Annotated in this window: 20 protein-coding genes; 17 read left to right on the top strand and 3 right to left on the bottom strand. The window is 45.2% G+C overall.

The window, feature by feature from the left end; genetic code table 11:
• Positions 1 to 220: 220 nt before the first annotated feature.
• The 4 genes from purB to QK890_RS18320 all read left to right on the top strand — a co-directional run bounded on the left by purB (position 221) and on the right by QK890_RS18320 (position 5,206).
• Entirely contained in the window at positions 221 to 1,567 is a 1,347-nt protein-coding gene (purB, locus tag QK890_RS18335) for an adenylosuccinate lyase (protein WP_005821980.1), read from the top strand.
• Positions 1,568 to 1,648: 81 nt separating this feature from the next.
• Complete coding sequence (locus QK890_RS18330) at positions 1,649 to 3,049, top strand: pseudouridine synthase (protein WP_005782428.1); 1,401 nt, start codon at positions 1,649 to 1,651, stop codon at positions 3,047 to 3,049.
• A gap of 107 nt (positions 3,050 to 3,156) precedes the next feature.
• Complete coding sequence (gene asnS / locus QK890_RS18325; RefSeq protein WP_005782430.1) at positions 3,157 to 4,560, top strand: asparagine--tRNA ligase; 1,404 nt, start codon at positions 3,157 to 3,159, stop codon at positions 4,558 to 4,560.
• 157 nt (positions 4,561 to 4,717) lie between these two features.
• Complete coding sequence (locus QK890_RS18320; protein ID WP_005782431.1) at positions 4,718 to 5,206, top strand: DUF4488 domain-containing protein; 489 nt, start codon at positions 4,718 to 4,720, stop codon at positions 5,204 to 5,206.
• A gap of 82 nt (positions 5,207 to 5,288) precedes the next feature.
• On the opposite strand, the gene QK890_RS18315 is transcribed toward QK890_RS18320, so the two are convergent.
• Positions 5,289 to 5,525, bottom strand: coding sequence for a hypothetical protein (locus QK890_RS18315; protein WP_005811169.1), 237 nt, complete (start codon positions 5,523 to 5,525; stop codon positions 5,289 to 5,291).
• Positions 5,526 to 5,543: 18 nt separating this feature from the next.
• Here QK890_RS18315 and rplM point away from each other — a divergent pair, with 18 nt between their 5' ends.
• The 4 genes from rplM to tsf all read left to right on the top strand — a co-directional run bounded on the left by rplM (position 5,544) and on the right by tsf (position 8,467).
• On the top strand, positions 5,544 to 6,005 hold the full coding sequence (gene rplM, locus QK890_RS18310; protein ID WP_005782434.1) for a 50S ribosomal protein L13: 462 nt from the start codon (positions 5,544 to 5,546) through the stop codon (positions 6,003 to 6,005).
• Positions 6,006 to 6,011: 6 nt separating this feature from the next.
• Positions 6,012 to 6,398, top strand: coding sequence for a 30S ribosomal protein S9 (gene rpsI / locus QK890_RS18305; RefSeq protein ID WP_005782436.1), 387 nt, complete (start codon positions 6,012 to 6,014; stop codon positions 6,396 to 6,398).
• 117 nt (positions 6,399 to 6,515) lie between these two features.
• Positions 6,516 to 7,352 (top strand): 30S ribosomal protein S2, encoded by an 837-nt coding sequence (rpsB, locus tag QK890_RS18300; RefSeq protein WP_005782438.1) that lies wholly within the window; start codon positions 6,516 to 6,518, stop codon positions 7,350 to 7,352.
• 122 nt (positions 7,353 to 7,474) lie between these two features.
• A complete protein-coding gene (gene tsf, locus QK890_RS18295; protein WP_032531434.1) occupies positions 7,475 to 8,467 on the top strand; it encodes a translation elongation factor Ts in 993 nt (330 codons plus the stop codon).
• Positions 8,468 to 8,603: 136 nt separating this feature from the next.
• Here the strand turns inward: tsf and QK890_RS18290 are convergent, their stop codons facing one another.
• On the bottom strand, positions 8,604 to 8,954 hold the full coding sequence (locus QK890_RS18290; RefSeq protein WP_005782442.1) for a translation initiation factor: 351 nt from the start codon (positions 8,952 to 8,954) through the stop codon (positions 8,604 to 8,606).
• A 176-nt stretch (positions 8,955 to 9,130) separates the two neighbouring features.
• Between QK890_RS18290 and QK890_RS18285 the strand changes: the two genes are divergently transcribed.
• From QK890_RS18285 to QK890_RS18270, 4 genes are all read left to right on the top strand, one after another.
• Positions 9,131 to 9,793 carry a redox-sensing transcriptional repressor Rex gene (locus QK890_RS18285; RefSeq protein WP_005811161.1) on the top strand — a complete coding sequence of 221 codons (663 nt, stop codon included), beginning with the start codon at positions 9,131 to 9,133 and terminating at the stop codon, positions 9,791 to 9,793.
• Between the two features lie 3 nt (positions 9,794 to 9,796).
• Positions 9,797 to 10,411 (top strand): fumarylacetoacetate hydrolase family protein, encoded by a 615-nt coding sequence (locus tag QK890_RS18280; RefSeq protein WP_032541021.1) that lies wholly within the window; start codon positions 9,797 to 9,799, stop codon positions 10,409 to 10,411.
• Between the two features lie 39 nt (positions 10,412 to 10,450).
• Positions 10,451 to 10,930 (top strand): 2-C-methyl-D-erythritol 2,4-cyclodiphosphate synthase, encoded by a 480-nt coding sequence (gene ispF, locus QK890_RS18275; RefSeq protein ID WP_005782445.1) that lies wholly within the window; start codon positions 10,451 to 10,453, stop codon positions 10,928 to 10,930.
• Positions 10,931 to 11,004: 74 nt separating this feature from the next.
• On the top strand, positions 11,005 to 11,970 hold the full coding sequence (locus tag QK890_RS18270; protein ID WP_367627504.1) for a metallophosphoesterase family protein: 966 nt from the start codon (positions 11,005 to 11,007) through the stop codon (positions 11,968 to 11,970).
• On the opposite strand, the gene QK890_RS18265 is transcribed toward QK890_RS18270, so the two are convergent.
• Positions 11,967 to 12,827 (bottom strand): hypothetical protein, encoded by an 861-nt coding sequence (locus tag QK890_RS18265; RefSeq protein WP_367627503.1) that lies wholly within the window; start codon positions 12,825 to 12,827, stop codon positions 11,967 to 11,969. The genes QK890_RS18270 and QK890_RS18265 overlap by 4 nt on opposite strands.
• A gap of 1,030 nt (positions 12,828 to 13,857) precedes the next feature.
• Between QK890_RS18265 and mnmA the strand changes: the two genes are divergently transcribed.
• The 5 genes from mnmA to QK890_RS18240 are packed head-to-tail and all read left to right on the top strand — an operon-like array spanning position 13,858 to position 18,859.
• Positions 13,858 to 14,946, top strand: a complete 1,089-nt coding sequence (gene mnmA / locus QK890_RS18260; protein WP_122200420.1) for a tRNA 2-thiouridine(34) synthase MnmA — start codon at positions 13,858 to 13,860, stop codon at positions 14,944 to 14,946.
• A 23-nt stretch (positions 14,947 to 14,969) separates the two neighbouring features.
• On the top strand, positions 14,970 to 16,325 hold the full coding sequence (locus QK890_RS18255; protein WP_005811149.1) for a S8 family serine peptidase: 1,356 nt from the start codon (positions 14,970 to 14,972) through the stop codon (positions 16,323 to 16,325).
• A gap of 3 nt (positions 16,326 to 16,328) precedes the next feature.
• Positions 16,329 to 17,573, top strand: a complete 1,245-nt coding sequence (xseA, locus tag QK890_RS18250) for an exodeoxyribonuclease VII large subunit (RefSeq protein ID WP_032542426.1) — start codon at positions 16,329 to 16,331, stop codon at positions 17,571 to 17,573.
• An 8-nt stretch (positions 17,574 to 17,581) separates the two neighbouring features.
• Positions 17,582 to 17,794: an exodeoxyribonuclease VII small subunit gene (gene xseB, locus QK890_RS18245; RefSeq protein WP_005782452.1), complete on the top strand. Its 213-nt coding sequence runs from the start codon at positions 17,582 to 17,584 to the stop codon at positions 17,792 to 17,794.
• A 45-nt stretch (positions 17,795 to 17,839) separates the two neighbouring features.
• Complete coding sequence (locus QK890_RS18240) at positions 17,840 to 18,859, top strand: branched-chain amino acid aminotransferase (RefSeq protein ID WP_005782453.1); 1,020 nt, start codon at positions 17,840 to 17,842, stop codon at positions 18,857 to 18,859.
• The last annotated feature ends 10 nt before the right edge of the window (positions 18,860 to 18,869 follow it).

Genomic DNA, 18,869 nt, shown 5'->3' with positions numbered 1-18,869 from the left:
TGATTGACGGACTGTGATCGACACGGAATAATAAGTGATCAACGATAAATGAGGAACGGTGAACTGCTTGCGGCAATATTATAATGCGGGCTGTTCACCGTTTGTCATAGATCACTCATCGTTATTTTAGTCTCTTTTATACAAACTTTCTCACTCCTTATGCCTTATAACTCAGGAAAAAGAGTTAATTTTGCAACCTGATAATTATCTAAACGACAATATGAAACTTGATTTACTTACGGCCATATCTCCGATTGACGGCCGATATAGAGGCAAGGCTGAAGCTTTAGCGGCATATTTTTCCGAATATGCGTTGATTAAATACCGCGTGCAGGTAGAAGTAGAGTATTTTATTACTTTGTGTGAACTTCCGTTGCCGCAACTGAAAGGAATTGATAAGAGTGTGTTCGAGTCATTACGCAATATCTATCGTAATTTTACGGAAGCCGATGCACAGCGCATTAAAGATATTGAAAGTGTGACCAATCACGATGTAAAGGCCGTAGAGTATTTCCTGAAAGAAGAGTTTGATAAGTTAGGCGGGTTGGACAAATACAAGGAATTTATCCATTTCGGACTGACCTCGCAGGATATTAACAACACTTCAATTCCTCTCTCTATCAAAGAGGCGTTGGAGCAGGTTTATTATCCGCTGATTGAGGAACTGATTGCTCAGTTGAAGACATATGCTGCCGAATGGGAAACTATTCCGATGCTTGCCAAAACTCACGGTCAGCCGGCATCTCCGACACGCTTGGGTAAAGAAGTCATGGTTTTTGTTTACCGGCTGGAACGCCAGTTGGCAACTCTGAAGGCATGTCCTGTAACAGCTAAGTTCGGTGGTGCAACCGGAAATTATAATGCACACCATGTGGCTTATCCCGAATATGATTGGAAAGCATTCGGAAATCGCTTTGTTGCAGAGAAACTGGGATTGGAACGCGAAGAATATACAACACAGATTTCAAATTATGATAACCTGTCGGCTATCTTCGATGCCATGAAACGTATTAATACGGTAATGATTGATATGAACCGTGACTTCTGGCAATATATCTCAATGGAATATTTCAAGCAGAAAATCAAGGCCGGAGAGGTAGGATCGAGCGCAATGCCGCATAAGGTGAATCCGATTGACTTTGAAAATGCGGAGGGTAACTTGGGTATGGCTAATGCTATTCTGGAACACCTCGCAGTGAAACTTCCCGTATCACGTTTGCAGCGTGACTTGACGGATTCTACCGTATTGCGTAATGTAGGTACTCCGTTCGGACATATTGTGATCGCTATCCAGAGTTCGTTGAAGGGATTGCGCAAGCTGTTGCTGAACGAGACCGCAATCTGCCGTGACCTCGATAACTGTTGGAGTGTAGTGGCTGAGGCTATTCAGACTATTCTTCGTCGTGAGGCTTACCCGCATCCGTACGAAGCCCTGAAGGCATTGACTCGTACCAATCAGGCTATTACAGAAGCTTCGATCAAGGAGTTTATCGAAGGACTGGATGTCAGTGAAGAAATAAAAAAAGAATTAAGAGTAATCACTCCCCATTCGTATACGGGAATTTAAGGGTGATTATTGTTATATATAATATAAGTGTTTGAAATCAGGCCGTGAGGCCAAAAGTTTAATTTTTATTTGAATAAGAAAATGAGCACAGAAAACGAAGAATGGCGCGAAGACTCCAAGAGCGAGAATACAGACGCCGGCCGTGATGGTAACAGAAGTTATAACAGAGAAGGTGGATACAATCGTCCTTCATACAATCGTGAAGGTGGCGACCGTCCTTATCGTCCGAGATTTAATAGTAATAGTGAAGATCGTCCGCAGCGTTCTTATGGCGACCGCCCTCAACGTCCTTCATACAACCGTGAAGGTGGCGACCGTCCTTACCGCCCGCGCTTTAACAGCGAAGGTGGTGATCGTCCGCAGCGTTCTTATGGCGACCGTCCTCAACGTCCTTCATACAACCGTGAAGGTGGCGACCGTCCTTACCGCCCGCGCTTTAACAGCGAAGGTGGTGACCGTCCGCAGCGTTCTTATGGCGACCGTCCGCAACGTCCTTCATACAACCGTGAAGGTGGCGACCGTCCTTACCGTCCGCGCTTTAACAGCGAAGGTGGCGACCGTCCGCAGCGTTCTTATGGAGACCGTCCGCAACGTCCTTCATACAATCGTGAAGGTGGCGACCGTCCTTATCGTCCGAGATTCAATAACGATAACAGATCGCAAGGGTTCTCACGTCCGGTGCGCCGTACGGGAGATTACGATCCGAATGCTAAATACAGTAAGAAGAAACAGATTGAATACAAAGAACAGTTTGTTGATCCGAATGAGCCGATTCGTCTGAATAAGTTTCTGGCCAATGCGGGAGTTTGCTCTCGTCGTGAAGCAGATGAGTTTATCACAGCAGGTGTGGTTTCTGTTAATGGCGAAGTCGTTACAGAATTGGGTACAAAGATCAAGCGTGCCGATGTGGTGAAGTTCCATGACGAAACAGTCAGTATTGAACGCAAAGTGTACGTGTTGCTGAATAAACCGAAAGATTGTGTGACTACTTCGGATGATCCTCAGGCTCGTCTGACTGTTATGGATCTGGTGAAAGGAGCTTGTGCTGAACGTATTTACCCGGTAGGACGTCTGGACCGTAACACAACAGGTGTATTGCTGCTGACCAATGACGGTGATTTGGCATCGAAGTTGACACATCCGAAATACCTGAAGAAGAAGATTTATCATGTATATCTGGACAAGAACCTGACAAAGGCGGATATGGATCAGATTGCAGCCGGTATCCAGTTGGAAGACGGCGAGATTCATGCAGATGCTATCAGCTATTCCGATGAAGTGAAACGCGATCAGGTGGGTATCGAGATCCACTCGGGAAAGAACCGTATTGTACGCCGTATATTTGAATCATTAGGCTACAAGGTGGTGAAACTCGACCGTGTATTCTTTGCCGGACTGACTAAGAAAGGATTGCGTCGCGGTGAGTGGCGTTACCTTACGGAACAGGAAGTAAACTTCCTCCGGATGGGATCTTTTGAATAATAAAGGAATTTAAAAGATGGTAGTCGGAAGCCGATAGTCTGGTGTTTGTTGTTCTCCAGCTACTGGCTTCTGACTACTATATATAATAATGTATATAAAATAGTTTTATGGAAAAGATTAGTAGAACAAAAATTGTCGACCTGATAAAGCGTGAAGATTTTGGCGCTATGGTCAATGTGAAAGGATGGGTTCGCACCCGCAGAGGTAGCAAACAAGTTAACTTTATCGCACTGAATGACGGTTCTACAATAAATAATGTGCAGGTCGTAGTCGATCTGGCAAACTTTAATGAAGAGATGCTGAAGCAAATCACTACCGGCGCTTGTCTGAGCGTGAACGGTGTATTGACGGAGTCGGTAGGTTCCGGTCAGAAGGCTGAAGTGCAAGCTCGTGAGATTGAAGTGCTGGGTGCTTGTGACAATACATATCCGCTACAGAAGAAAGGTCACTCAATGGAGTTCTTGCGTGAGATTGCTCATTTGCGTCCACGTACCAATACTTTTGGAGCAGTATTCCGTATTCGTCATAATATGGCTATTGCCATCCATAAATTCTTTCATGAAAAGGGATTCTTCTATTTTCATACCCCCATCATTACGGGATCTGACTGTGAAGGTGCAGGACAGATGTTCCAAGTGACTACCATGAACTTGTATGACCTGAAAAAAGATGAAAACGGCTCTATCATATACGATGACGACTTCTTTGGCAAACAGGCCAGCTTGACTGTTTCCGGTCAGCTTGAAGGCGAATTGGCTGCCACTGCTCTCGGAGCTATCTATACGTTCGGTCCTACTTTCCGTGCAGAAAATTCTAACACTCCGCGCCATTTGGCCGAGTTCTGGATGATCGAACCGGAAGTGGCTTTCAATGAAATTCAGGAGAATATGGATTTAGCTGAAGAGTTCATTAAATATTGTGTGAAGTGGGCTTTGGATAACTGTGCCGACGATGTGAAGTTCCTGAACGATATGTTCGATAAGGGGTTGATAGAACGTCTGGAAGGTGTACTGAAAGAAGACTTTGTGCGTTTGCCATATACGGAAGGTATCAAGATCCTGGAAGAAGCTGTTGCCAAAGGGCATAAGTTTGAGTTCCCGGTTTATTGGGGAGTTGACCTGGCTTCTGAACATGAACGTTATCTGGTGGAAGACCACTTTAAACGTCCGGTGATCTTGACCGACTATCCAAAGGAAATAAAGGCATTCTATATGAAACAGAATGAAGACGGCAAAACTGTACGCGCCATGGATGTGCTTTTCCCGAAGATCGGGGAGATTATCGGTGGTTCGGAGCGTGAGTCGGATTACAATAAGTTGATGACACGTATCGAAGAGATGCATATTCCGATGAAGGATATGTGGTGGTATCTGGATACCCGTAAGTTCGGTACTTGTCCGCACTCCGGATTCGGACTGGGATTTGAGCGCTTATTGCTCTTTGTAACCGGGATGTCTAATATCCGTGATGTAATTCCATTCCCGCGTACTCCGCGTAATGCCGATTTTTGATGAATCATACCTGAATATTCATACAAATGATAAGAAACTCGCATATTCTTTTGATTATGCGAGTTTTTTTATGTCTTAAGATTGCTTATTTTATAAAAGAAATCTTTATATTTGTGACAGACAGACGAATTAAAGTGTTAACTAAAATCGTACAGATATGAAAAAACTTTATTTTTTTACCATGCTGGCGGCAATGCTGTTTGCGGTAACGAATGTGATGGCACAAAAGGGTAACTTTAAACCTGCTAATCTGAAAGGAATCTGGCAATTGTGCCATTATGTTTCAGAGAGTCCGGATGCTCCGGGAGTGCTTAAACCGAGTAACACTTTCAAAGTGCTGAGTGATGATGGAAGAATTGTGAACTTTACGATTCGTCCGGGATCGGATGCTATTATAACCGGCTATGGCAACTATGAACAGTTGTCAGACCATACTTATGCTGAAAGTATTGAAAAGAATATTCATTTGCCGATGCTCGATAATCAGGATAACGTTCTTACTTTTGAACTTATCGATGATAAAATCTTGCATCTTAAATACTTTATAGAGAAGGACCTGAATGGCAATGAATTGAACTGCTGGTATAATGAAACCTGGAAACGCATTGAGATGCCTGATAAATTCCCGGATGATATTGTAAGATAATTCAGATTATAACAACGGATTTACGGACTGCAGGTAGCAAGCTGCCGATTATGCCTTGTGGCGTTGATTGAGTGGTGAATTGTTACTTGCAGTCTCTTTTTTTGTCTGCCGGCTGCTGTTCATAGTCGATAGCTTGGTGCTCGTTATCAATCGGATAAATCCAAAAAAAGGCAGAAATAGTTTGCCAATTCAAAGAAAAGCCGTACTTTTGCAAGCCGATTATTATCTCAAAAGGATAAGAGATTAATTCATAGCAAGTTAATCTTCCTTTGTCCGGGGAAGGTTGATAAGTGGTGAAGAAAATTTTTAGTAGTAACATTTAAAAAACAAATTAAGAGTGGATACTTTAAGTTACAAGACCATTTCTGCAAACAAGGCAACTGTAACCAAAGAATGGGTTATCGTTGATGCTACAGACCAAACATTAGGTCGTCTGGGAGCAAAAGTTGCGAAACTGTTGAGAGGAAAGTATAAACCAAACTTTACTCCTCATGTAGACTGCGGTGATAACGTTATTATCATCAATGCAGACAAAGTAAAATTAAGTGGTAATAAATGGAATGACAGAGTTTATTTGTCTTACACCGGCTATCCCGGTGGTCAGAGAGAAATGACTCCTGCTCGTTTGATTGCCAAACCTAACGGTGAAGACAGATTACTGAGAAAAGTAGTGAAGGGCATGCTTCCTAAAAACAGATTGGGAGCTAAGTTGCTGAGCAATATGTATGTATACGCTGGTAGCGAACACAAGCACGACGCTCAGAACCCGAAAGCAATTGATATAAACTCACTTAAATAAGATATAATGGAAGTAGTAAATGCATTAGGCAGACGTAAACGTGCGATTGCACGCGTATTCGTAAGCGAAGGTACAGGAAAGATTACTATTAACAAGAGAGACCTTGCAGAGTACTTTCCATCAACTATTCTTCAGTATGTTGTTAAACAACCATTGAACAAACTTGGTGTTGCTGAGAAGTATGACATTAAGGTTAATCTGTGTGGTGGTGGTTTCACTGGTCAGTCTCAGGCTTTGCGTTTAGCTATTGCCCGTGCACTGGTTAAGATCAACGCTGAAGATAAGTCAGCTCTTCGTTCGGAAGGCTTCATGACACGTGATCCGCGTTCTGTTGAACGTAAGAAACCGGGTCAGCCGAAAGCTCGTAGAAGATTCCAGTTCAGCAAGCGTTAATGGGCTGTCTGACGGAATATGTTTAGTATCTAAACTACCGGGACTCTTAAACAGGCTACCCGGCGGTTGGTTTAGAAAAAACAAAAAAGAAAGTAAACGATTTAAAGAAAAAACAAGATGTCAAGAACAAATTTTGATACATTACTGGAAGCCGGTTGCCACTTCGGACACCTTAAAAGAAAGTGGAACCCTGCAATGGCTCCTTATATTTTCATGGAACGCAATGGTATCCATATCATTGACCTCCACAAAACTGTTGCAAAAGTTGACGAAGCTGCAGAAGCTTTGAAACAGATTGCAAAATCAGGCAAGAAAGTCCTTTTTGTTGCTACTAAAAAACAAGCTAAACAGGTGGTTGCTGAAAAAGCTGCATCTGTAAACATGCCTTATGTTATCGAACGTTGGCCGGGTGGTATGTTGACTAACTTCCCTACTATCCGTAAGGCAGTGAAGAAGATGACTACAATCGACAAGCTGACAGCTGATGGTACTTACTCAAACTTGTCTAAGAGAGAAGTTCTTCAGATTTCTCGTCAGCGTGCTAAGTTGGACAAGACTTTGGGTTCTATCGCTGATCTGACTCGTCTGCCGTCTGCGCTGTTCGTTATCGACGTAATGAAAGAAAATATCGCTGTTCGCGAAGCTAACCGTTTGGGTATCCCTGTATTTGGTATCGTTGATACTAACTCAGATCCTACAAACATCGACTTCGTTATTCCGGCAAATGATGACGCTACTAAATCAGTAGAAGTTATTCTCGATGCTTGCTGCGCTGCAATGATCGAAGGTCTGGAAGAAAGAAAAGCTGAGAAGATCGATATGGAAGCTGCCGGTGAAGCTCCTGCTAACAAAGGCAAGAAGAAATCAGCTAAGGCAAGACTCGATAAATCTGACGAAGAAGCAATTAATGCAGCTAAAGCTGCTGCTTTCCTGAAGGAAGACGAAGAGGCTTAATATAATAATGTGCCAATTTGCTAATGTGCCGGTGCACCTGTAAGGGTGTTGGCATTTTGATTGGCAGATTGGCACATTTTGTTTATTCAAACGATTATTCATTTTAAAATATAAAAGATATTATGGCTGTAACAATGGCTGATATAACCAAGCTCCGTAAAATGACCGGTGCTGGTATGATGGACTGCAAGAACGCGTTGACTGAAGCTGAGGGCGATTTCGACAAAGCAATGAAGATTATTCGCGAAAAAGGACAGGCAGTTGCTGCAAAACGTTCTGACCGTGAAGCTTCTGAAGGTTGTGTTCTGGTAAAAGTTGAAAATGGCTTTGGTGCTATCATCGCTTTGAAGTGCGAAACCGACTTCGTTGCTCAGAATGCTGATTTCGTGAAACTTACTCAGGATATTCTGGACGCTGCTGTAGCTAACAAGTGCAAAACTCTGGAAGAAGTTTTGGCTCTTCCGATGGGTGACGCTACTGTTGCTCAGGCTGTAACAGACAGAAGCGGTATTACCGGTGAAAAGATGGAACTGGATGGCTACATGGTTTTGGAAGGTGCTACAATTTCTGCTTACAACCATATGAACAGAAACGGCCTTTGCACTATGGTTGCTTTCAATAAGAATGTTGACGAACAGCTGGCTAAGCAAGTGGCTATGCAGGTTGCCGCTATGAATCCGATTGCAGTTGACGAGGATGGTGTTTCTGAAGAAGTGAAGCAGAAGGAAATCGAAGTTGCCATTGAGAAGACAAAAGTTGAACAGGTACAGAAGGCTGTAGAAGCTGCTTTGAAGAAAGCTAATATCAATCCGACTCATGTGGACAGCGAAGACCACATGGAAAGCAATATGGCTAAAGGCTGGATTACAGCCGAAGATGTTGCGAAGGCAAAAGAAATCATTGCTACTGTTTCTGCTGAAAAGGCTGCAAATATGCCTGAACAAATGATTCAGAACATTGCTAAAGGACGTTTGGGCAAGTTCTTAAAGGAAGTTTGCTTGCTGAACCAGGAAGATATCATGGATGCCAAGAAGACAGTAAGAGAAGTGTTGAAAGAAGCTGATCCTGAATTGAAAGTCGTTGACTTCAAACGTTTCACTTTGAGAGCTGAATAATCTCAAGGAATCAAGTATATAGAAACGGCCGCACAGAAACTCTGTAGCGGCCGTTTTTTTGTAGCTGTCCATAATGTTGCGGTTCTCTGTTTATACAGAATCCGGGACAGTGCTTTTGTACATAAAGTGAATGGATTTATCCTCCTACTGCTTTTGTTTTCGTATACCCTTCTTTCTTCAGCAGTTCTACTATTTTTTGTTTGAAGTCTCCCTGTATGATCATCTCTCCGTCTTTGGCCGATCCGCCTACTCCGCATTTCGTCTTGAGGAGTTTTCCCAAATCTTTCAGATCGTTCTCGGTGCCGACAAAGCCGGTAATCAGGGTCACGACTTTACCGCCCCGGTTCTTCCGGTCCAACTGTACCCGTAAGTTCTGTTGTGGCGGTTCCAAGGTTACTTGCTCTTCGTCATCATCCATTTCGTAATTATAATCCGGGTTAGTGGAGTAAACCACGTTCAGCCGGTCTTTCCAATCGCTGTTCTTCATTTTTCCAGTCTATTAATTAAGCTCAAAAATAATATATTGTTCCGAACCTTGCAAACTCTTAAGTGTCCCCGGGCGTTTTTGTATGTAGAAATTATGTTAAGCTTCTATGACATCCTTATGGCATTTCGGAAAAAATAGTGTAATTTTGTCAATCGCTAATGTAAAAGCAGAATGAAGTGACTATGAATAATCAGATACAGCATAAAGACAGTACAAAGGTTCCGGAGCCTACTTTACGTAGGTTGCCTTGGTATCTTTCGAATGTAAAGTTGCTGAAGCAGAAAGGCGAACGCTATGTCTCTTCCACTCAGATATCTAAAGAAATAAACATCGATGCTTCACAGATTGCGAAAGATTTGTCGTATGTTAATATTTCCGGCCGTACTCGTGTGGGTTATGAGGTAGATGCGCTGATTGCTGTTCTGGAAGATTTTCTTGGCTTTACGAATATGCACAAGGCTTTCCTTTTCGGTGTGGGTAGTCTGGGAGGAGCGTTGCTACGTGACTCCGGTCTTAGCCATTTCGGTCTGGAGATTGTGGCAGCTTTTGATGTGAACCCGACATTGGTAGGTACTACGCTTAATGGCATTCCGATTTTCCATTCCGATGATTTTCTGGAGAAGATGAAAGAGTATGGTGTACACATCGGTGTGCTGACTGTGCCCATCGAGATTGCCCAATGCATTACGGACACGATGGTAGCCGGTGGTATTAAAGCCGTCTGGAATTTTACTCCCTTCCGTATTCGCGTCCCGGAAGATATTGTGGTGCAGAATACGTCACTTTATGCCCATCTTGCTGTCATGTTTAACCGTTTGAACTTTAATGAAACAGAATAGATCATGAAGATTATAGCTGTTGGAATGAATTATGCCCGGCACAACGAAGAGCTGGGACATACGTTGGAGAATAAAGAGCCGGTAATCTTCATGAAACCCGATTCGGCTATCCTCAAAGACGGGAAGCCTTTCTTTATTCCCGATTTCTCAAATGAAGTGCATTATGAAACCGAGCTGGTGGTACGTATCAACCGCTTGGGGAAGAATATTGCTCCGCGCTTCGCTCATCGTTACTACGATGCACTAACGGTCGGTATCGACTTCACTGCGAGGGATTTGCAGCGTCAGTTCCGTGCAGCCGGCAATCCTTGGGAGTTGTGCAAAGGTTTTGATAGTTCCGCTGCGATTGGTACATTTGTACCGGTAGAACGCTTTGCCGATGTGCAGAATCTCCGTTTTCATCTGGATATAGACGGAAACACCGTGCAGCAAGGGGATACGGCTGATATGCTGTTTAAGATAGATGATATTATTGCTTATGTCAGTCGTTTTGTGACCCTGAAAATCGGCGATTTGCTCTTTACCGGGACTCCTATGGGAGTGGGTCCGGTCAGTATCGGCCAGCACTTGGAGGGGTATCTTGAAGCAGAGAAGTTGCTCGATTTCTATATCCGGTAAATCCGGGAATTCCTTTATTCATCTATAAAAATAACTCTTATGAAAATAAAAGTAGGTTTTGGTTTCGACGTCCACCAGTTGGTAGAAGGGCGTGAACTTTGGTTGGGGGGCATTCTTTTGGAACATGAAAAAGGGTTGTTAGGACACTCGGATGCCGATGTACTGGTACATGCTATTTGCGATGCCTTGCTGGGTGCTGCCAATATGCGCGATATCGGCTATCACTTCCCCGACAATGCCGGTGAGTATAAGAATATAGACAGCAAGATTTTATTGAAGAAAACAGTGGAACTGATCGCCACCAAGGGGTACCAAATAGGTAATATCGACGCAACGATCTGTGCGGAGCGTCCTAAGCTAAAAGCCCATATCCCTTCTATGCAGCAGGTGCTTGCCGAAGTGATGGGCATTGATGCGGATGATATCTCGATTAAAGCCACTACTACCGAGAAGCTCGGTTTTACCGGGCGGGAAGAAGGCATCTCCGCTTATGCAACCGTGCTGATCAATCGCGTGTGATTAAATTCAACTCCTAAACGTAATATAGTATGAAAAAGATTCTTGGGACCTTATTGGCTGTTTTGTTTTCTTTCATGGCAATAAATGATGGTGTTGCCCAAAGTTCCGTCTTACGATTCAATAAAGACGGTAAATTTAAAATCGTCCAGTTTACCGATGTACATTTTAAGTATGGCAACCCGGCTTCAGATATAGCCCTTGAGCGTATAGGGGAAGTGTTGGATGCCGAACATCCCGATCTCGTAATTTTCACCGGTGATGTTGTTTATTCTTCTCCTGCCTATAAAGGTATGCTCCAGGTACTTGAACAAGTGGAACGCCGTAAGCTTCCATTCGTTGTTACTTTTGGCAACCATGATAATGAACAGGGAAAGACCCGTGCCGAACTCTATGACCTGATTCGTGGTGTACCCGGCAATTTGTTGCCCGATCGTGGCGCTTCTCCTTCGCCCGACTATGTACTGACAGTGAAATCCTCTGCCGATGCCGTAAAGGATGCCGCATTGCTCTATTGTATGGACTCACATTCTTACTCTTCACTCAAGGATGTAGACGGATATGCATGGCTGACTTTCGGTCAGATCTCGTGGTATCGTGATCAAAGCGCCGCTTATACAGCGCAGAACGGTGGTAAACCTTATCCGGCACTGGCCTTTTTCCATATTCCCCTTCCGGAGTATAATGAAGCTGCTGCCAATGAAAATGCCATTCTTCGTGGTACCCGTATGGAGAAAGCCTGCGCACCGAAATTGAATACCGGTATGTTTGCTGCCATGAAAGAGGCGGGTGATGTGATGGGTGTTTTCGTAGGACATGATCACGATAACGATTATGCTGTGATGTGGAAGAACATCCTTTTGGTCTACGGTCGTTTTACCGGTGGTAATACAGAGTACAATCATTTGCCTAATGGTGCGCGCATTATTGTGTTGAACGAAGGTAGTCGTACGTTTGATACCTGGATTCGTCAGAAAGGCGGGACAGTAGATTCTACTTCCTATCCGTCCAGTTATGTAAAAGACGACTGGACAAAGCGTTAACTTACCTGACGAAACTTCACATGGCTCAAACGTGTATACTTTGAGCCATAACTTTCGTAAGTGCGCGCTACCCTCGCCGAGGCGATGTGAACTATTTCACCCGGACGGAACTCATGTTCCAGGGCCGGGAGCTGACAAGATACAGGACTGGGTGTCTTTGAGGAAATTTTCATTATCACCAGATTTCCCGATGGGTCGGTCAGTGTCACTATCTGCCGTACAAAGAACTGAACGGCGCTTCCCAAGACTCTTGTTTTATATGGATCATCTTCAAGCCGTACCTTCACTACTTTGAGATTCAGACTCTCTAATTTTTCCCCTTCGTTACCCAGAAAGCGGCTGGTTTCGCGCTTTTGGCGTGCTTTTCGTTGCATGATGTCCAGATGCACCGAGTGGTATACTTGTGCGATTGCAACAAAACGCTCCTGTTTCGGGATTCTGGGAGTGTATTTGTAGGCTATCCAACTCAGGTAAGCCGGATCGATTTTCAGGATTTCGTGTAAATAATGTCCGTGATATCTGCCGAACGATATAATGTCGTCTCCATTGTTTTGCATTCTTTTTTCATTGTATTCCACGATCAGCAGACAGCGTCTGGAGAAGAAAAACAGCGTACTTGCCATCCGTAATGATTCGTTGATGTCGGCGGAAAGCTCGTGGATAAACAGAAGTCTGTTCTTTTCAAGTGAGGGAGAGTAAACCCAAACCGAATAGGTGGGATGTCCCGGTCTCGGCAGAACCACAAAGTAGGCTCCTGCCTCTTTGTAGGACATGCGGCCCCGGTTGTATTCATTCAGTTTGGCATACAACAGAGCTTGTTCAGCTTCGGGTATTCCCGGTAGTTTTGGGTTTGCCATATCTGAGCTTCTTATTACTCAAATATACAGATTCTTTTTGAAGAAAGCAAATGGTTTTAGCTGTTTTTTTTATTCTTCGTATTTCTTGTATCTCTTTTATTATTGCGGAAAGAGTGAAGATAATGTAATAACATTTTGGAGCTTCCCGGCAGTGACAGTTGGAAATGACGGAGAAGAGAACCATTGTCTGCGCTGATTAAATGAAATTGTGATTTTGATATATCTCAGCCTGTTTTGTGTGCAAAAAGTAATGATAATATAGTTTTTGCTAACAGCCCTTTCCTTCTGGAACTGCAAACTGGAGGGGATGGGGCGGAAGAACGGTGCTTTTGATGACGGAAAGCCGGGGTTTTGAAAGATTAGAGCCGGGGTTTGGGAGTAAAAGACGGTTGGTTTTCCGAAAAAGAAGGAAGCATTTCTTCCAAAAGACGGTTACATTTTCCGAAAATGCTTATATGTTTTCCAAATATCTCTATATGTTTTTCCTAATAACTCCTATTGTGCCGGAATCTGGCCTCCGAAGTGTTTGAATCTTCTCTGGTTGTCAGTGGGAAAGAGAGCTTGCTGAAGTAATAAAAAGAACCTGTATTTCTTGTTACACTGTCCCTATGTTCCGGTTTTGTTTCTTTTTCTGTCTCACGGCTTATCTCTTTCCTGATTCCCTGCTAAAAGGATAATCTCCTAACCGGAAATAAGCCGTTTTTCTCCATGAACCTTGCCGGAGCTTCGAAAAACTGAAACGTGGAGAGGTTCTGTTATCAATTTGACAAACAGACAAAAGGGGACTGTGTCAAAACTCACCACAGAGTACACAGAGTAACACAGAGATGATTTTAGGTTGTTGATTATCAATAAAAAGACTCTGTGATACTCTGTGTTACTCCGTGGTGAAAGAAGTTTCGACACACCCTCATGGTATCGCATCGATTATACATCCTTTAGTTTTAAAGTTTGTATACTAACTTGTCCAATTGATTGTATTCTGCCGGGAATCTCGTACATTTGCATTCTTCGTAAAAAGAGAATGAATATGAAAGAATCCAATAAACGTGTTCTTGTCGGCATGAGCGGGGGAATAGACAGTACCGCCACTTGCCTGATGCTGCAAGAGCAGGGATACGAGATAGTAGGTGTCACCATGCGTGTTTGGGGCGATGAGCCGCAGGATGCCAGAGAGTTGGCGGTACGTATGGGGATAGAACATTATGTGGCCGACGAACGTGTTCCTTTTAAAGATACTATTGTCAAAAACTTTATAGGCGAGTACCGGCAGGGACGTACGCCGAACCCTTGCGTGATGTGCAATCCGTTATTTAAGTTCCGCATGTTGATAGAATGGGCTGACAAACTGGGCTGCGATTGGATAGCCACCGGACATTACTCCCGGTTGGAAGAACGGAACGGGTACATCTATATTGTTGCCGGTGATGATGAAAAGAAAGACCAGTCCTATTTCCTCTGGCGATTGGGGCAGGACGTCCTGCGACGCTGTATCTTTCCTTTGGGCAACTACACCAAGCAGACTGTGCGCGACTATCTGCGTGAGAAAGGTTACGAAGCCAAGTCGAAAGAGGGGGAAAGCATGGAAGTCTGCTTCATTAAAGGTGATTATCGGGACTTTCTTCGTGAACAGTGCCCGGAACTTGATGCGGAGATCGGCCCGGGATGGTTTGTCAGTTCCGAAGGCGTGAAGCTGGGGCAACATAGGGGTTTTCCTTATTATACCATCGGCCAGCGTAAAGGACTCGAGATCGCACTGGGCAAACCGGCTTATGTCTTGAAAATTAATCCGCAGAAGAACACTGTCATGCTGGGGGATGCCGAACAGTTGAAAGCCGGATATATGGTGGTGGAACAAGATAATATTGTGGATGAGGACGAACTGTTTTCGTGCCCGGAACTCGCAGTACGTATCCGTTACCGTAGCCGTCCGATTCCTTGCCGGGTGAAAAGGCTTGAAGACGGACGCCTTTTGGTTCGTTTTCTCGCAGAAGCCTCGGCGATTGCTCCGGGACAGTCGGCCGTGTTCTATGACGGACGGCGAGTGATAGGTGGAGCATTTATCGCTTCGCAACGCGGCATCGGATTGGTGATAGAACAAAACAAAAACTGGGAATAAATACGGAAAAATAAAAATACGAAATGAAAAAATTAGCACTTATTGCCTTAGCCTTCGTAGCCTTGGAGGCATCGGCACAACAGGATACGTTGAAGTATCGCATCAGCCTGAAAGATAAGGCTGCCACAACCTACTCACTGAAGCATCCCGAGAAGTTTCTGTCAGAAAAGGCGATTGCCCGCCGCCAACGTCAACAGCTGCCCATCGATTCGACCGATTTGCCCGTATGCCGTCAGTATGTGGATGCCATCCGCGACAAGGGAGTGAAGATCGTAGTCACCGGAAAATGGGATAATTTCGTCACCGTATCTTGCAACGACAGTACTGTGATAAGCGAAATAGCTGCGCTGCCTTTTGTGCGCGCTACGGAGAAGGTGTGGGTTGCCCCGTCGAAACCTGCTGCGGAAGATAAACGCGACTCTCTGGTGAACAGTCCGGCCAGGAGCGAAGCCTATTATGGTCCCGCTTTCCGGCAAATAGAGACCAGCAATGGCGAGAAACTGCATGAAGCCGGATTCAAGGGGCAAGGCATGACCATCGCCGTGATCGATGCCGGATACCATAACGTAGACAAGATTGATGCGATGAAGAATATCCGTATCCTGGGTACAAAGGACTTTGTCGAACCGGGAAGCGATATCTATGCCAAAGGCTCGCATGGGATGGCCGTTTTGTCTTGCATGGCAATGAACGAACCTTACGTGATGGTGGGTACGGCTCCCGAAGCTTCCTACTGGCTGCTTCGCAGTGAAGATGAAGCGTCCGAACACCTGGTAGAGCAAGACTATTGGGCGGCGGCCGTAGAGTTTGCCGATAGTGTGGGAGTGGATGTGGTGAATACTTCGCTGGGATATTTCACGTTCGATGATTCTACCAAGAACTATAAATATCGTGACCTGGACGGACACCATGCACTGATGTCCCGCCAGGCGTCGAAAATGGCAGATAAAGGAATCGTACTGGTATGCAGTGCCGGTAACTCGGGCGCCTCCTCCTGGAAGAAGATCACGGCACCGGGTGATGCGGAGAATGTGCTGACGGTAGGTGCTATCGACCGTAGAGGTGTGTTGGCTTCGTTTTCTTCTATCGGCAACACAGCCGATAATCGCGTGAAACCCGATGTGGTTGCCGTGGGACTGAACTCGGATGTGATGGGGACAAACGGTAATTTGCGCAAAGCGAGCGGAACTTCGTTTGCTTCACCGATCCTGTGCGGCATGGTGGCTTGCCTGTGGCAAGCTTGTCCGCAACTGACTGCTAAGGAAATCATCGAACTGGTGCGTCAATCCGGCGACCGGGTGGATTTCCCCGATAACATCTATGGATACGGAGTGCCCGATCTGTGGAAGGCCTATCAATCTGCTTCTAAGAAAAAATAAAGTATGCAAGACACCCTTTCTCTTCACGAACTGAATGCTTTGGTCCGGCGGAGCCTGGAACAGTGCCTGCCCGATGAATACTGGGTACAGGCGGAGTTGAGCGATGTCCGTACAAACAGTACGGGCCATTGCTATCTGGAGTTTGTCCAGAAAGATCCCCGCAGCAATAATCTGATAGCCAAAGCGAGGGGAACGATCTGGGCCAATATCTACCGGCTGCTGAAGCCCTATTTCGAAGAAGCCACCGGGCAGTCGTTTACTTCCGGCATTAAGGTGCTGGTTAAAGTGACCGTTGCTTTCCATGAATTGTACGGTTACAGTCTGACTGTGCAGGACATCGATCCTACCTATACATTGGGGGATATGGCACGCCGGCGCCGGGAAATACTCAGGCAACTTGCAGAAGAAGGAGTGTTGACGCTGAACAAAGAACTGGAAATGCCTTTGCTGCCGCAACGCATTGCGGTCATCTCTTCGGCTACGGCTGCGGGGTATGGTGACTTCTGCCATCAATTGCAGCACAACTCCCGTGGATTTTACTTCAATACGGAACTTTTCCCCGCTCTGATGCAGGGCAATCAGGTGGAAGAGTCCGTATTGGCCGCTCTCGATGCAGTAAATGCCCGGATGGAAGAGTTCGACGTAGTTGTCATTATTCGTGGAGGAGGGGCAACTTCCGACCTTTCCGGATTCGACACCTACCTGCTGGCCGCTGCCTGTGCCCAGTTTCCGCTGCCTGTTATAACCGGAATCGGGCACGAACGGGACGATACCGTGCTCGATTCCGTAGCACATACCCGGGTGAAAACTCCGACAGCTGCGGCCGAATTGTTAATCAACCGGATGGAAGAGGCCGCGGATCGGCTTGAAGAGTTGGCCGGAGAATTGCATGCCCGCATTTATCACCGTCTGGAGCAAGAGCGAAAGAGACTTTCACTGTTACAGTCGCGCATTCCTTCACAAGTGATGCGCAAGCTTTCGGAATCGCGGATAAAGTTGCAAATGGCAAAGAGCAACCTCTCTCATGCTGCTGAGACCTTATTGGCCCGTCAGCATCATCGGTTGGAACTTTTACAAAACCGCATTGCGGATGCTTCACCACAAAAACTACTGAAACGGGGATACAGCATAACGCTGAAAGAGGGGAAGGCGGTGAAGAATGCTGCCTGTCTGCGACCGGGAGACGAGTTGATTACCCGTCTTTACGAAGGTGAAGTGAAATCGAAAGTAGAAAGTATTCCTTTATAATGATAAATATGCCAGCAAAGAAAAAAGAAACCTATTCACAGGCCATGGAACGTCTGGAAAAGATCGTTCGCCAGATTGACAGTAACGAACTGGAGATTGACGAACTGAGTGAAAAAATAAAAGAAGCCAATGAAATAATAGCTTTCTGCGCCGGAAAGCTGACAAAGGCGGATCGGGAAATTGAAAAATTACTGCAAGAAAGGAGGCTATCTGAAGAATAAAGGTTATTTTTGTTGCTCAATCGAAAATAACTAATAACTAACGATATGAAAGAAATAGACTGGGCCAATCTGTCATTCGGCTATATGAAGACAGATTACAATGTGAGAATCAATTTCCGTAACGGCAAATGGGGCGAACTTGAGATAAGCAGCAGCGAAGTGCTGAATCTGCATATGGCTGCCACTTGTCTTCACTATGGCCAGGAGGCTTTCGAGGGCTTGAAAGCTTTCCGTGGTAAAGACGGTAAGGTACGTATTTTCCGTCTGGAAGAGAATGCCGCACGTCTGCAATCCACCTGTCAGGGCATCATGATGGCAGAATTGCCGACCGAACGTTTTAAGGAAGCTATTCTGAAAGTAGTGAAATTGAACGAACGCTTCATCCCGCCTTATGAGAGTGGGGCGTCCTTGTACATTCGCCCGTTGCTTATCGGAACCAGTGCCCAGGTAGGGGTTCATCCGGCAGATGAATACATGTTTGTCGTGTTTGTCACACCGGTAGGCCCTTATTTCAAAGGTGGTTTTTCTACCAATCCTTATGTCATTATCCGCGAGTACGACCGTGCCGCTCCTCACGGAACCGGTATCTACAAAGTTGGTGGTAACTATGCAGCCAGCCTGCGTGCCAACAAAAAAGCGCACGATCTGGGCTACTCCTGTGAGTTCTACCTGGATGCCAAAGAAAAGAAATACATTGATGAATGCGGAGCAGCCAACTTCTTTGGTATTAAAGACAATACATACATTACACCGAAGTCTACTTCTATCCTTCCTTCCATCACCAATAAGAGCCTGATGCAGTTGGCAGAAGATATGGGCATGAAAGTAGAGCGGCGTCCTGTACCGGAAGAAGAACTGAGCACTTTCGAAGAAGCAGGAGCTTGCGGTACTGCTGCTGTCATCAGTCCGATCGAACGTATCGATGACCTTGAGAATGGTAAATCATACGTAATTTCGAAAGACGGAAAGCCGGGTCCTGTTTGTGAGAAACTCTACAACAAGCTGCGCGGTATCCAGTACGGTGACGAGCCCGACACTCACGGATGGGTGACCATTGTAGAATAAACGTTCGATA

It is taken from the genome of Bacteroides sp. NGMCC 1.200775 (assembly GCF_040798045.1).
GTDB classification, from domain to species: domain Bacteria; phylum Bacteroidota; class Bacteroidia; order Bacteroidales; family Bacteroidaceae; genus Bacteroides; species Bacteroides hominis.
Note: the sequence above shows the minus strand (reverse complement) of the source record. Positions and strands in the feature narration are given on the sequence as shown.

Coding starts and splice junctions, on each gene's coding strand:
- purB (WP_005821980.1), top strand. CDS start 221: ATGAAACTTGATTTACTTACGGCCATATCTCCGATTGACGGCCGATAT.
- QK890_RS18330 (WP_005782428.1), top strand. CDS start 1,649: ATGAGCACAGAAAACGAAGAATGGCGCGAAGACTCCAAGAGCGAGAAT.
- asnS (WP_005782430.1), top strand. CDS start 3,157: ATGGAAAAGATTAGTAGAACAAAAATTGTCGACCTGATAAAGCGTGAA.
- QK890_RS18320 (WP_005782431.1), top strand. CDS start 4,718: ATGAAAAAACTTTATTTTTTTACCATGCTGGCGGCAATGCTGTTTGCG.
- QK890_RS18315 (WP_005811169.1), bottom strand. CDS start 5,525: ATGTTACTACTAAAAATTTTCTTCACCACTTATCAACCTTCCCCGGAC.
- rpsI (WP_005782436.1), top strand. CDS start 6,012: ATGGAAGTAGTAAATGCATTAGGCAGACGTAAACGTGCGATTGCACGC.
- rpsB (WP_005782438.1), top strand. CDS start 6,516: ATGTCAAGAACAAATTTTGATACATTACTGGAAGCCGGTTGCCACTTC.
- tsf (WP_032531434.1), top strand. CDS start 7,475: ATGGCTGTAACAATGGCTGATATAACCAAGCTCCGTAAAATGACCGGT.
- QK890_RS18290 (WP_005782442.1), bottom strand. CDS start 8,954: ATGAAGAACAGCGATTGGAAAGACCGGCTGAACGTGGTTTACTCCACT.
- QK890_RS18280 (WP_032541021.1), top strand. CDS start 9,797: ATGAAGATTATAGCTGTTGGAATGAATTATGCCCGGCACAACGAAGAG.
- ispF (WP_005782445.1), top strand. CDS start 10,451: ATGAAAATAAAAGTAGGTTTTGGTTTCGACGTCCACCAGTTGGTAGAA.
- QK890_RS18270 (WP_367627504.1), top strand. CDS start 11,005: ATGGCAATAAATGATGGTGTTGCCCAAAGTTCCGTCTTACGATTCAAT.
- QK890_RS18265 (WP_367627503.1), bottom strand. CDS start 12,827: ATGGCAAACCCAAAACTACCGGGAATACCCGAAGCTGAACAAGCTCTG.
- mnmA (WP_122200420.1), top strand. CDS start 13,858: ATGAAAGAATCCAATAAACGTGTTCTTGTCGGCATGAGCGGGGGAATA.
- QK890_RS18255 (WP_005811149.1), top strand. CDS start 14,970: ATGAAAAAATTAGCACTTATTGCCTTAGCCTTCGTAGCCTTGGAGGCA.
- xseA (WP_032542426.1), top strand. CDS start 16,329: ATGCAAGACACCCTTTCTCTTCACGAACTGAATGCTTTGGTCCGGCGG.
- xseB (WP_005782452.1), top strand. CDS start 17,582: ATGCCAGCAAAGAAAAAAGAAACCTATTCACAGGCCATGGAACGTCTG.
- QK890_RS18240 (WP_005782453.1), top strand. CDS start 17,840: ATGAAAGAAATAGACTGGGCCAATCTGTCATTCGGCTATATGAAGACA.